The sequence below is a fragment of the Aeromonas oralensis genome (assembly GCF_049665575.1).
Taxonomy (GTDB): domain Bacteria; phylum Pseudomonadota; class Gammaproteobacteria; order Enterobacterales; family Aeromonadaceae; genus Aeromonas; species Aeromonas hydrophila.
In genome coordinates, this window is the sequence record NZ_CP187186.1 from 1,227,661 (window position 1) to 1,240,703 (window position 13,043).

General features: G+C 59.8%; 12 protein-coding genes. 7 read left to right on the forward strand and 5 right to left on the reverse strand.

Features of this window, described 5'->3' with window-relative positions; translation table 11 throughout:
• Positions 1–105: 105 nt before the first annotated feature.
• The 4 genes from ACPDZI_RS05995 (at position 106) to ACPDZI_RS06010 (ending at position 7,226) form a co-directional block, all read left to right on the forward strand.
• Positions 106–1,155, forward strand: coding sequence for an efflux RND transporter periplasmic adaptor subunit (locus ACPDZI_RS05995; protein ID WP_029301519.1), 1,050 nt, complete (start codon positions 106–108; stop codon positions 1,153–1,155).
• Positions 1,155–4,274, forward strand: coding sequence for an efflux RND transporter permease subunit (locus ACPDZI_RS06000; RefSeq protein ID WP_438834187.1), 3,120 nt, complete (start codon positions 1,155–1,157; stop codon positions 4,272–4,274). The genes ACPDZI_RS05995 and ACPDZI_RS06000 overlap by 1 nt, the downstream gene beginning before the upstream one ends.
• Before the next feature lie 94 nt (positions 4,275–4,368).
• Entirely contained in the window at positions 4,369–4,737 is a 369-nt protein-coding gene (locus tag ACPDZI_RS06005; protein WP_011705202.1) for a hypothetical protein, read from the forward strand.
• A gap of 137 nt (positions 4,738–4,874) precedes the next feature.
• Positions 4,875–7,226 carry a YgiQ family radical SAM protein gene (locus ACPDZI_RS06010; protein ID WP_438834188.1) on the forward strand — a complete coding sequence of 784 codons (2,352 nt, stop codon included), beginning with the start codon at positions 4,875–4,877 and terminating at the stop codon, positions 7,224–7,226.
• A gap of 172 nt (positions 7,227–7,398) precedes the next feature.
• On the opposite strand, the gene ACPDZI_RS06015 is transcribed toward ACPDZI_RS06010, so the two are convergent.
• Together ACPDZI_RS06015 and ACPDZI_RS06020 are read right to left on the reverse strand one after the other, a co-directional pair.
• A complete protein-coding gene (locus ACPDZI_RS06015) occupies positions 7,399–8,214 on the reverse strand; it encodes a hypothetical protein (protein WP_168966059.1) in 816 nt (271 codons plus the stop codon).
• A 43-nt stretch (positions 8,215–8,257) separates the two neighbouring features.
• A complete protein-coding gene (locus ACPDZI_RS06020; protein ID WP_168966057.1) occupies positions 8,258–9,115 on the reverse strand; it encodes a hypothetical protein in 858 nt (285 codons plus the stop codon).
• Positions 9,116–9,568: 453 nt separating this feature from the next.
• On the opposite strand from ACPDZI_RS06020, the gene ACPDZI_RS06025 reads away from it, so the two are divergent.
• Entirely contained in the window at positions 9,569–9,796 is a 228-nt protein-coding gene (locus ACPDZI_RS06025) for a hypothetical protein (protein ID WP_438834189.1), read from the forward strand.
• A gap of 1 nt (position 9,797) precedes the next feature.
• On the opposite strand, the gene ACPDZI_RS06030 is transcribed toward ACPDZI_RS06025, so the two are convergent.
• Positions 9,798–10,838 (reverse strand): helix-turn-helix transcriptional regulator, encoded by a 1,041-nt coding sequence (locus tag ACPDZI_RS06030; protein ID WP_438834191.1) that lies wholly within the window; start codon positions 10,836–10,838, stop codon positions 9,798–9,800.
• A 191-nt stretch (positions 10,839–11,029) separates the two neighbouring features.
• On the opposite strand from ACPDZI_RS06030, the gene ACPDZI_RS06035 reads away from it, so the two are divergent.
• Positions 11,030–11,371 carry a DUF805 domain-containing protein gene (locus ACPDZI_RS06035; protein ID WP_438834192.1) on the forward strand — a complete coding sequence of 114 codons (342 nt, stop codon included), beginning with the start codon at positions 11,030–11,032 and terminating at the stop codon, positions 11,369–11,371.
• Positions 11,368–11,850: a hypothetical protein gene (locus tag ACPDZI_RS06040; protein ID WP_438834193.1), complete on the forward strand. Its 483-nt coding sequence runs from the start codon at positions 11,368–11,370 to the stop codon at positions 11,848–11,850. The genes ACPDZI_RS06035 and ACPDZI_RS06040 overlap by 4 nt, the downstream gene beginning before the upstream one ends.
• 55 nt (positions 11,851–11,905) lie before the next feature.
• Here the strand turns inward: ACPDZI_RS06040 and ACPDZI_RS06045 are convergent, their stop codons facing one another.
• Positions 11,906–12,340: a hypothetical protein gene (locus tag ACPDZI_RS06045; protein ID WP_411583555.1), complete on the reverse strand. Its 435-nt coding sequence runs from the start codon at positions 12,338–12,340 to the stop codon at positions 11,906–11,908.
• Positions 12,337–12,870: a DinB family protein gene (locus ACPDZI_RS06050; RefSeq protein WP_438834194.1), complete on the reverse strand. Its 534-nt coding sequence runs from the start codon at positions 12,868–12,870 to the stop codon at positions 12,337–12,339. The genes ACPDZI_RS06045 and ACPDZI_RS06050 overlap by 4 nt, the downstream gene beginning before the upstream one ends.
• Between the last annotated feature and the right edge of the window lie 173 nt (positions 12,871–13,043).

The window sequence follows — 13,043 nt, forward strand, 5'->3', positions numbered from 1 at the left end:
TTACGTTTTGTCACATTTATACATAGTCACGGCATAGTCAGGGGGTAACATGGTGACCATCATTGATGAAGTGCCCTCTTTTCTCTTAATTTCATGGATTGCTTGATGAAAATGCGTATATGGCTGGTGCTTGCCTGCCTCTCTCTGCTGATTTCCGCCGGCTGGTATTACCGCCACTCCGCCCCTGCCGGCAAACCCCAGCCACGTCAGGTCAACATCAGGGCGCAGACGGTCAGCCAGAGTCTGGCAGAACCCTCCATCAAGCTGGTGAGCAAGCTGGCCGCCAATCGCTCCGTGGTGATAAGCCCGGAGGTGACCGGCCGCATCGTCAAGATCGCGGTGCGCTCCGGCCAGCAGGTCAAGCAGGGGGACGTGCTGATCGCCCTCGACGCCGGCAAGCAGCAGGCGGAGCTGGCCGAGCAGAGCGCCAGCGTGCGCGACGAGAGCCGCAAGCTGCGGGACATGCGCCGGCTGGTGGCGCGCGGTGCCATCACTACCTCGGAGCTGGAGGGGCAGGAGGCCACGGTCGCCCAGGCTCAGGCCCGGGCCGATGCCGCCAAGTACGAGCTCTCCCTGCGGACCCTGCTGGCGCCATTCGACGGCTCGGTCAGCCTCATCGACCTGAGTGAAGGGGCCCTGGTCAACAGCGGCGATACCCTGCTCCACCTGGACGAGCTGGCCAAGCTGCGGCTCGATCTGGCGGTGCCTGAGCGCTACCTCTCGCTGCTGCGTCCCGGCATGGCGGTGACGGCGACCAGTTCGGCCTGGCCGGATCAAGCTTTCCGCGGCGTGCTGGAGACGCTGGACAGCCGCGTCTCCAACGATACCCAGAACATCAAGGCGCGGGTGATCATCCCCAATCCTGACGGCCAGCTGCGCCCCGGCATGCTGCTCAACGTCGAGCTCTCCCTGCCGCCACAGAAGATGACCCTGATCCCCGCCCAGTCGGTGGAGTATGCCGGCGAGCAGCGCTTCGTCTATCGTCTCGAACCCAATGGCAAGGTCAAGCGGGTGCCAGTGGTGCTGGGGGATACCCATGGCGAAGAGGTGTGGGTGACCGAAGGGCTCAAGGTGGGCGATCGCATCGTGGTCGAGGGGCTGGTCAACCTGCGTGACGGCGTCAGCGTGCACGATCTGGCGGAGGTCAAAGGCTGATGTGGCTCTCCGATATTTCCGTGCGCCGCCCGCTGGTGGCGGTGGTGCTGAGCGCGCTGCTCACCGTGTTCGGTCTGGTGGCATTTTCCAAGCTGACTGTGCGGGAGATGCCGGACGTGCAGACCCCGTCCGTCTCCATCACCACCATGTACGAGGGGGCCGCCCCCGCCGTCATGGAGAGTCAGGTCACCAAGCCCATCGAGGATCAGCTCTCCGGCATCAGCGGCATCAAGAACATCAACTCGGTGACCCGCAAGGGGCGCTCTGTCATCACGGTGGAGTTCAAGCTCGGCTGGAACATGGTGGAGGGGATCTCCGATGTGCGCGACGCCATCTCCCGTGCCCGTCCCAAGCTGCCGGACGAGGTGGACGAACCCCTGGTCACCAAGGACAACGGCAACGGCGACGTGGCGGTCTGGCTCAACTTCAGCAGCACCCAGATGGACCGCACCGCCATGACTGACTATGCCAACCGGGTACTGGTGGATCCCTTGAGCCTGGTGGACGGGGTGAGCGAGGTGTCGCTCTCCGGCGATCTGACCCAGGTGATGTACGTGCGGCTGCGCCCAGCCGACATGGCGGCGCGCGGCGTCACGGTGGCGGACGTGCAGGACGCCCTCAAGCGCGAGAACATCGAGCTGCCGGGCGGCGAGATCCGCAACAACAGCATGACCATGGCGGTGCAGATCGCCCGCCTCTACCACACCGCCGCCGATTTCCAGGCGCTGCAGGTGCGCACCGCCACCAACGGCCAGAGCATCTATCTGGCCGACATCGCCGATGTGGAGGTCGGGGCCAAGAACGAAGACAGCGCCTACCAGCGCAACGGCCGCGAGAGCCTGGGGATCGGCATCGTCGCCCAGTCCACCGCCAACCCGCTGGCAGTGGCGCAGGGGGTCGAGAAGAAGATGGCCGAGATGCAGCGCTTCCTGCCAGAGGGGGCGGCCCTGGAGGTCGACTACGACTCCACCATCTTCATCAAGCAGGCCATCGACGAGGTGTACGAGACCCTCGCCATCTGCGCCGTGCTGGTGGTGGCCGTGCTCTACCTGTTCCTGGGGCAGGGGCGTACCACCCTCATTCCGGCCATCACGGTGCCGGTCTCCCTCATCTCCGCCTTTATCGGAGCCTGGTATCTGGGCTTTTCCATCAACCTCATCACCTTGCTGGCGCTCATTCTCGCCATCGGTCTGGTGGTGGATGACGCCATCGTGGTGGTGGAGAACATTCACCACCATCTGCAGCGCGGTGAGCCGCCCCTGCTGGCCGCCTGGCACGGCACCCGCGAGGTGGGCTTTGCGGTGATCGCCACCACCGCCGTGCTGGTGATGGTGTTCGTGCCTATCGCCTTCATGGATGGCATGGTGGGCCGGCTCTTTACCGAGTTCGCCATCCTGCTGTCGCTGGCGGTGCTCTTCTCGTCGCTGATCGCGCTCACCCTGACCCCGGCCATGGGCTCCTGGCTGATGCGCTCGGTGGATCGGCCCAACCGGCTGACGGCGGCGCTCGATCGCGGCCTCGGTTGGGTGGAGACCCACTACCGCCGGCTGCTCGGCTGGATGCTGCACCACTCGCGCTGGACCCCGCTGGTGCTGGTGCTCTGCCTTGGCGGTATTGGCGCCCTGTTTGCCCAGCTGCCCACCAGCCTGACCCCGACCGAGGATCGGGGCGTGCTCTACGTTTTCGTCAAGGGGGCCGAGGGCACCAGCATCGAGCGGATGAAGCGCAACATGCAGCAGGTGGAGGCGGCCATCATGCCGCTGCTCGGCAAGGGGGTGGTGCAGGCCATGAGCTTCAGCACCCCGGCCTTCGGCCGCGGCGGCGATCAGACCGGCATGGCCATCATCCAGCTCACCGACTGGGCCGAGCGGGATGAAACCGCCACCGAATTTGCCAAGTCCCTGAGCGGGCGGCTGGCCGGTATTCCGGACGTGATGATCCGCACCTTCCAGCCGGGCTTTCGCGGCGGCTCCACCGCGGCGGTGCAGTTCGTGCTGCAGGGCTCCGATTACGCCGAGCTCTATCAGCAGGGGCTGGCCCTGAAAGAGGCGGCGGCCCAGAGCGGCCTGATGGAGACGCCGGATCTCGACTATGCCGAGAAGACCCCGGAGCTGCAGGTGACCATAGAGCGGGATAGGGCCAACCAGCTCGGCATCCCGGTCTCCACCGTGGCGAGTTCCCTGCAGGCCCTGCTCGGCGGCATCAGCCAGACCACCTATGTCGACAGAGGGGAGGAGTACGACGTCTACCTGCGCGCCAACCAGCGCGACTTCAACGGCGTCTCCGACTTGAGTCGCATCTACCTCAAGGCAGCCAACGGCGAGATGGTGACCCTCTCGACCCTGGCCACTGTCAAGCAGGTGGCGAGCCCGCAGCGCCTCAACCACTACCAGCGTCAGAAGGCGGTGACCCTGACCGCGGATCTGGCGCCGGGCCACACCTTGGGCGAGGCGCTGGATTACCTCGACGGCTGGGCTAGCGCCAACCTGCCAAGCGGCATGACGGTGGACTATGCCGGCGAGTCCAAGGACTATCGTGACAACCAGGGCGAGATGGTGATGGTGTTCGCTCTGGCCTTGCTGGTGGTCTATCTGGTGCTGGTGGCCCAGTTCGAGAGCATGCTGACCCCGGCGGTGGTGATGGTGACGGTGCCGCTCGGCATCTTCGGTGGCCTGCTCGGCCTCTGGCTGACGGGGCAGGAGATGAGCATCTACAGCCAGATCGGCATGATCATGCTGATCGGCATGGTGACCAAGAACGGCATCCTGATCGTCGAGTTCATCAACCAGTTGCGCCAGCGCGGCGAGGGGTTCGACGAGGCGATCATCGCAGGTTCGGTGCGTCGCTTGCGCCCGATCCTGATGACCTCGCTCACCGCCATCATAGGGGCCGTGCCGTTGATGCTCTCCATGGGCGCGGGCTACGAGAGCCGGATGTCGGTGGGGACCGTGGTCTTCTTCGGCCTCTCGCTCGCGACCCTGGTGACCCTGCTGCTGGTGCCCGCCATCTACCATCTACTGGCCAAGCGGGCCGGCATGACCGGGGCGCGGGATCAACTGGTGGACGAGGCGCTGGCGGCCAGCGAGGCCGCTTCGCAGCAGGACAAACCGGCGGCCTGATGCCTACACCCATATAGGTGAAAAGCACTGCAAGCTGATGGCATCCTCGGGTGAGCAGGTTAATATGCAGCTAGTTTAACGTTGAGGTGAACATATGTTGCCATCAGCCATTTATGAACCGCTGCCCTTTGCCTATATGGGCAGCGGTTTGCTGTTGTTGGGGATTGCCGATCAGCCGGGGCTGTTGCTGGCCGGGTTGGCATTCTATCTGGCCGGTTCGCTGGCCTGGTTTCGACGCGGCGCCTATCGCCGGCCCGACAAGCAGCAGCTGCGAAAGCAGGGATGGCCGCTGTGGCTCTACGAGAGCCGGCCGTTCGCGCTGATCCTGCTGGGCCTGCTGATGCTGCGCTTGGCCACCCACCCGGTGTTCCTGGCGCCCGCCCTGGTCTGGTGCCTGCTGGGTGGCTATCAGCTGCTGCAGCGTCACTACAATCGCATCGTGCTGGCCCGCGTCCTGGCCTGAGCCGACAATTGACCCGCACTTTTCAGGCGAGCCCCGCTGGCTCGCCTTTTCCGCATCTATCGTAGGGGCAAAAAGCCGTCGCCCCCGCCTTGCTCTGCCGGTATAATGCGCGACCCGAATTGTTCCAGGTGGTCAAAATGCAGCCGGTTACCAACCTCTTCTCCTATCCCCGTTACTGGGCCGAGTGCTACGGCACGGCGCCCTTCCTGCCCATGTCCCGCGCGGAGATGGACAAGCTCGGCTGGGACAGCTGCGACATCGTGCTGGTGACAGGCGACGCCTACGTGGATCACCCGAGCTTCGGCATGGCGGTGATCGGCCGCATGCTCGAATCCCAGGGCTATCGGGTCGGCATCATCGCCCAGCCGGACTGGTCATCGAAGGATGACTTCATGCGCCTGGGCAAGCCCAACCTCTTCTACGGGGTGACGGCGGGCAACATGGACTCCATGATCAACCGCTACACCGCCGACAAGAAACTGCGCCACGACGACGCCTACACCCCGGGGGATGTGGGCGGCAAGCGGCCGGATCGCGCCACCCTGGTCTATACCCAGCGCTGCAAAGAGGCCTATAAAGAGGTGCCGGTGGTCATCGGCGGCATCGAGGCATCCCTGCGCCGCATTGCCCATTACGACTACTGGTCCGAGACCATCCGCCGCTCCATCCTGATCGACGCCAAGGCTGACATCCTCATCTACGGCAATGCCGAGCGGCCGCTGGTGGAGGTGGCTCACCGCATCGCAGGCGGCGAGACCATCGACACCATGCAGGACATTCGCGGCACCGCCGTCATCCGCAAGGAGCCGCTGCCGGGCTGGCGCGGGGTGGATTCGAGCAAGCTCGACCAGATTGGCCGCATCGATCCCATCCCCAACCCCTATATGGAAGGGGCGCCTTGCTCTGATGACGAGGGTACCGCGCCGGTGGAGCAGGAGGCCAAGCCCATCCTGGTGCAGCCCCCTAAGCAAAAGCCATGGGAGAAGACCTACGTCAAGCTGCCGGCGTTCGAGCGGGTGAAGGAGGACAAGGTGCTCTACGCCCATGCGTCCCGCATCCTGCACCACGAGACCAACCCGGGCTGCGCCCGCGCGCTGTCGCAGGCCCACGGCGATCGCATCATCTGGGTCAACCCGCCCGCCTTCCCGCTCGAAACCGACGAGATGGATGGGGTGTTCGGCCTGCCTTACCAGCGGGTGCCGCACCCTGCCTATGGCAACGAGAAGATCCCGGCCTACGACATGATCAAGACTTCGGTCAACATCATGCGCGGCTGCTTCGGCGGCTGCTCCTTCTGCTCCATCACCGAGCACGAGGGGCGCATCATCCAGAGCCGCTCGGAAGAGTCGATTCTGAAAGAAATCGAAGAGATCCGCGACAAGGTGCCGGGCTTTACCGGCGTCATCTCGGATCTGGGCGGCCCTACCGCCAACATGTACAAGCTGCGCTGCAAGAGCCCCAAGGCCGAGCAGACCTGTCGGCGCGCCTCCTGCGTGTGGCCGACCATCTGCCCGCACATGGACACCGACCACAGCCCGACCATCAACCTCTATCGCAAGGCGCGCGACCTCAAGGGCATCAAGAAGATCCTGATCGCCTCCGGGGTGCGTTACGACATCGCGGTGGAAGATCCGCGCTACATCAAGGAGCTGGCCAAGTACCACGTCGGCGGCTACCTCAAGATCGCGCCGGAACACACCGAAGAGGGCCCGCTCTCCAAGATGATGAAGCCGGGCATGGGCAGCTACTACAGCTTCAAGGAGCTGTTCGACAAGTACTCCAAAGAGGCGGGCAAGCAGCAGTACCTGATCCCCTATTTCATCTCCGCCCACCCAGGCACCACGGATGAAGACATGGTGAACATGGCGCTCTGGATCAAGTCCAACCGCTTCAAGCTCGATCAGGTGCAGAACTTCTACCCGTCGCCGCTCGCCAACGCCACCACCATGTATTACACCGAGAAAAACCCGCTCAACAAGGTGAGCCGCCAGGGCGGGGACGTGTTCGTGGTGAAAGGGGAGCGTCGCCGTCGCCTGCACAAGGCGCTGCTGCGCTATCACGATCCGGCCGGTTGGCCGATGATCCGCGAAGCCCTGCTGGAGATGGGCAAGGGTCACCTGATCGGCAACGGCCCCGACTGCCTGGTGCCGCCGGAAGGCCGTGGCGAAGCCAAGGCCGAGCGCAGCCGCAGCAAGGGCCTCAAGCCCGCGTTGACCCGCCACAGCGCCATCACCCATCAGCGCAGCAACGGGGCTAGTAAAGGCAATGGCAAACCAGTGGGATCCCAGCTCCAGAAAGGGGCTGGCAACGGCAAGTCCAGTTCGCAAGGTACAGGTCAGGGCGAAGCTCAGGGGAAATCGGCCGGCAAACCCGCCCATAAGGGCAAGGCACCGACCCGCGCAGGCTCAGCCAAGCCGGGTGCCAAACCTGCCACTCAGGGCGGCAAGCCCGCGGCCAAAGGCAATGGCGCCAAGCGACCTGCTCGGTGATATTTGCTGATTAGCAAAGCGATAGAAATAAAAAGGCGACCAAATGGTCGCCTTTTTTATTTTTTCCGTATGGGAACGTTTCGTTTTTATTTTCTGGAAAGAACCATCTATGTCATAAATATGGTGTATTTAGTACAATACACCACATCTTCATGGTTCATAAACGTCGATACTATATCTTTGTTAAAATTGGTTCTATTTCAAGGAGTTTTCCTACTTCTTCTATTTTCTTTTTTGAAAAATTCCACGCGGAACTACCATCTCGAGTTTTGATCCATTTTCCACCGAGGGATTTTAACTCTTCTTTTTTTGACTTAGTGTCACCACGAACAACAAAGGATTTTTCTGTGTAGTCCTCAAGATAAATGGCTAAGTCTCGAGCGCTTTGTGTATTTTTTGCAATCGGTGATGGAATTGTCGATACAGATTTCGTTGATTCCTTTGCTTCTTTAACTACAGAGGCAGCAACCACAGTTCCCACAGAGATGCCTCGTGTTACAATAGTTAGATGACGAGATAGTTTTGTTTTGAGTTCTTCAACGGTGGAATAGCTTTCTTGAATACCTTGATTGCGAATGCTTGTTTTAAATTCTTCAAGCTTTTCTAGTTGATTATTATCTATTTTGCTTGGCTGAACGGGGGCGTCAGAGTAATAAAGCATTACAGGTTTTTTATTTTTCAGAAACCATTTTATTTCTTCGACAGTTCCACTGTTCTCGACACCTGTTGGTGAGCCAATGCGAGTCCAGAACGCACCAATTAACATATCGCAGGACTTAACAACTAACTCATTAATAATGCCTTGAGGGCGGTCCCCCATGCTAGGAGCGCTGTGAGACTCCCACATAACGGGCAAGAGTACCTTTCCAGTGCTTTCTGAATGAAGTGAATTCCATTCATGCAAACTTTCTGCTATCGCTTGGCGTTCATTCGGCACATCAGATGGTGATGCAATTAATACATTAAAAACTGTTGCTGAGTATGGCATTTTTTCTCATCTCATATGTTCGACTAACGGCCGCTAATTTTACTTATAGTTCAGACTCAAAATTGTAGCGGCGTAATACGATAAAATCTAAATTTGCACACCAAATTACAGGTTTTCCTTTACCGGTATAATAGCAATCACCAATTATTAATGCATGACAGCCTTCAAGTTGCTCTAATGACTCTGTAACCTTGAAGTACTCTCTAAAAGGTTCTGTGATGTCAGGGTTAATTGCAACACTTAGTCCATCTGTTCGACGACCAGCATTCAACCATAATTTGCCATCTGGAGTGTACCCTGCATCACTAATGAATCCCCAGTAGATACGTTTTTTTTGATTGAGATCTTCGCTAACATCTTTAAAGTTAACAAATAGTTTGTTGGCTCTATCTGGCAGCTCTGGAAATCTATTGTCAGGGAGAATGACTTTTGTATCAGACAAATAAAGCTTGTCAGAGCGAACTAATTTATAAAGTATGTTTTTTAACGTTAAGTGTGCTGGATAATCTATTCCACCAGCATTCGTAATTTTTATTGGGGCTCTTTGCTGGCCCGTGGCAATATGAAGGTCAACATCTTTTTGTTTTACATCTATTGAGTAATTCTTATCCAAACCTAAATCGATAATAATTCCACTATCTGGTTCAGCCGCAGGTTGCCCATCTCCACCATCGCCCTCACCTACAACTTCATAATTTGTTGCCTCTATACATTGGTCAATATGGTGGGCACAAAAGTGAGGTGATTTATTTCCATAGCTTGATTGCCTAAACCAAGCGTCACCACCACATGTAGAACACACAAGATTGCGTCTGCGTGTTTGTAGCTCGGCATCGCTTAGTGCAAAGAATTCTGATGCTTTCCAATGTGAGTTATCCAGAGTACATAAAGCGGTATCCATACATTATTCTCCTCACGAAATTTATTTTCTCTCTGGTTTCTAGGCTTCTAATTTCATGCTTAGGAAACACTGTATTAGCGAAAATATGTAGCAGCTCAGGAATTACAGCTTCCAATATGCACTCTTGGCCCGCGCTGGCAGCAACCCATCGCAGTTCAACAGGTTCTGGATGGCTATGGTAAGCCAAACGAAACTGCGGATGTGAGTATCAAATTGACTTAACAATCAGAAAAGTTTCGTTTTTTGATCGGTATCAAACTCTCTTGGCTCCGGATCCTTCACATCACCCAGCAGAGGTCAGCCCCTAGCAGTTGGCCATCGAGCGGTAGTGATAAGGATTGGATGTCCAAGCTCAAAAGATGACTGTCTTCATCGGGGGAGGCTTTGTTATCTTGCCGGGAATGTTCAGGGGCGATAGGTGCCCCTTTATCTCACTCCAACAGGAGCAATCAGATGGCAATAAAAACGCGATCCCGCAGGGAGAAGGTGGGCAGTGGCCTTGGGTTGCTGCTCGGGATCATCGGCTTCAACCTGCTGGTGCCTTTTTTGTTTGAAAAGCAGGTGGGCTTTGATGGCAACCAGATGCTCTGGGCCTCCGTGACGGCGCTGGTCTGCGCCGAGCTGGGGGCCAGAGTGGGCAAGTGGCTGGATCGCCGGGAGCAAACGAGAGCCGGAGACTGACTCAGGAGGCGGCCAACAGGTCGCGCGTTGCTCTGAACTGGCTGGGAGTCAGGCCGGTGATGCGTTGAAACTCGCGATTGAAATTGGATTTGGTCTGAAAACCGGCGTTCATCAAGATCTGGGTGATGCTCTCATCCGTGTTAAGCAAGGCTTGCCTGGCATGGGCAATCCGATATTCGTTGATGACCCTGGGGATGCTCTGCTGGCGCACCAGATTTACGGCACTGGAGAGCTGCTTGGCGGGAATGCCCAGTTTGCGTGAGAGGCGGGCCAGGGTCAGCTCAGGATCCAGATAGCAAGCTTTCTCTTTCATCAGGTTATCGAGCAGGGCCACGATTTCCCGGGCGCGATCGTCGTTCAGCAGCGGTGCTTTCTCCGCAGGCTCGGGTTCGGAGGCTGGCATCTCCTCCTCTTCTGCGTCAGGGGCATTGACCCCCACCATCACCACGGCCGCCGCCAGCATGGGCACCAGCATCAGGTGACCCAGCGACAGGATATAGGGCGCCAGCTGGCCTTGATTGAAGGCGAAGTCGAGGGAGACGGCGGCATCGATGGCCGCCGAAAACAGCAGCATCCAGCCTGCGATATGTTCCGCCCGTCTGACCCCCTCCCACTCATTGAACGAGACATACAGCAGCAGCTGGGTCTTATCGGAAAAACGCACCAGCGCGATGCCGTAGCAGAGATAGATGGCGGTCAGCAGGCCATCCAATGGCAGTGGCAACCAGTTGTGGGTCAGCATGCCGAGGGCAACCAGCGCGGGACCGATGCCGTGCAGCCAAGAGACGCGGGCCCCTGGCGTCTTGGCCCGGCTGAAGATATGCCAGGCGGCCACCGGGATAAGTGAGGCAAGGATCGGCTGCGCGAGAGTGAGCAGCGCCAGATCGAAGGTCCAGCGCAGCCCCACCACACCGGTGGTGATGGCGCACAGCAGTAAAAAGAGGGCGGTCGTTCTGGCCGCCCGGCCGAGGCGCGCCAGCAGCACGGCGGCCAGCAGTGCCAGCAGCAAGGAGACGATAAAGGGTATGGGTATGGCCAGCATCATGTATCCCGTGTGCAAAGAGAGGCCGTTGACCGGCGGCGGCATGCCAGCATAACGGCTTGGGTCAGGCGAATGAAGCCCATGGTGGCGCAGGCGTGGTTCGAGGACGACCTGAAACCGGTTTGAGGACGCCTGGGGGCGCTTTGCTCCCCATGATAAGGGCTCCCAATCACCATACAAGGCAGGTATCCATGTTCTCTTTCTACTGGCTGGCGTGGCAACGCGCCCTGGATTTTTCGGGTCGCGCCACCCGGGCTGAATGTTGGTGGTTCATGTTGTGCCACCTGCTGGTCACCCTGATCTGCATCTGGCTGGACGTGCTGCTTGCCAACCTGGGCTGGCTGGATCTGAGCTACGGCCTGGTGAGCAGCGTGCCCCTGATTGCGCTGATCGTGCGTCGCTTGCACGACACCGGTCGCTCCGGTTGGTGGGGCTGGGTGTTTCTGGTGCCGGCCGTGGGGCCCTTGCTGCTTATCTATTTGCTGGCGCAGCAAAGCGGGGCAACCCATGTTGGCAAGGAGGCATCGGCATGAGACACGCACTCGGGTTGTTTATGCTGTGCTGCTCGCTGGCGGTGGTTGCCGTCGACAATCCCCACGATTTTCCCAAGGGGGCGCTGGGCCTGCTGCAGGTCGACAGCCTGACCCGTGGCGAGCTGCTGTGGATGCAAGGGCGGGTGGGGGAGGGAACCTATACCACCACGGATGCCGAGGGGCGTCACTGCGCCATCCGGGTGCCGGTGGCGGTCGGCAAGGTGGCGAGCAGCGGCCTTGGCATCGACTCCGCCGGGGGGCTTGCCATCATCGTCATGACGCCGCGGCTCGATGCGGCGCTCAGCAAGGGTGAGCGGGTGAACAGCAGCGACTTCATCTTCTCCCGCGAGGCCGCTGACCCGGCGGCTGACGGCTATATCGTCAGCGGGATCGCGGCCGACGAAGGGTTTGTGCTGAACTCGCGGCGGCGCTGGATAGCCTGGCTGCTGGAAGACAAACCGGCGCTGCGCTGTCAATGAGGCCTCCCTCGTCAGAAGGATGCGCCGGCCAAGGAAGGTCCACTGGCCGGTGTGCCTACTGCCACACTTCCTGGCCCTTGGCATTGAGCAGGGTGTGAAACAGATAGTGATCGTCCCGGTCGTAATAGACGGTGAGGGTGTGGCGCTGGGTGTAATCCGCCGCCACGCCGGCCACCGTCATGGGTATCAGGATCAGCTCCCCCAGCCCCATTGTCACGGCGCTCGCCGTGGCCTGGCCATTGCCGTCAGCGCGCTTGTGGATCTTGCCGAGCACGGTAAAGCGATCGCAGCCTTGCACCTTATCCTCGGTCAGAAAGGCGGCCTGCTGGCAGAGCTGGGGCTTGCCCAGCTCGGTGCGAATGGTCGTGCGGGTCTGCCCCGCTGCCAGGGTGTTGCGAAAGCGCCCCGAGTAGTGATCGATGGCGGCGGCGCAGCCGCTCAGCAGCCCGATCAGCAGCAGTGGCGTGAGCCGCAGACCGGCGCGTTTCATGGGCGGGCCTCGTTATCCGCCGAGGGGGCATAGCCCCGTCGCCCGGGTTCGCTGCGATGCAAAAAGGTGGTCAGGGTATCGCGCGGCGGCGTGATGCCGCACTGCACCAGAATGCGCCCGATCGCCCCCCTGTGATAACCGCCGTGGGTGACCAGGTGCAGCAGCATCTCGGCGCGGCTCATCTGCCCCTTGTCACCATCCACGAAGTTGAACGAGAGCACAGCCTCGCCATCTGCCTGGCTCAGGCCGGCGACGTAATCCAGATACCAGGCATCCAGCTTGCCGATGGCGCCGTGCAGCATCGCCAGGGTCGGTGTCTCGGGGGTATTGGTGGCGGTAAAGCCGTGCCGTTCCCCCAGCAGATTGGCCTTGAAGATGGCATCGACCACATGGATATGGTTGAAGATGCGCAGGGCCGTGTGGTGAGCCTCGCCATATTGCGCGGCATCCAGGGTGGCGAGGGCATTCAGCAGTTCGCCATCGGCCCAGGCCTTGTAGCGAAACAGCGAGAGCAGGGTTGAGCTTGGCATGGCACTCCTTGGCGCGTCTTATGGCCAAAAGCGGTCATCTTAGCCAGATGAAGCCAAAAATGACACTCCCCCGGCAAAGGGGGCGGTTGGGCCAGCCATCGGCTGTGTCCAGGTCGGCGGGGATGCTACCCTGTCAGCCGTTGCCGGATAAAACGGCGCCCATAACCCGCCGC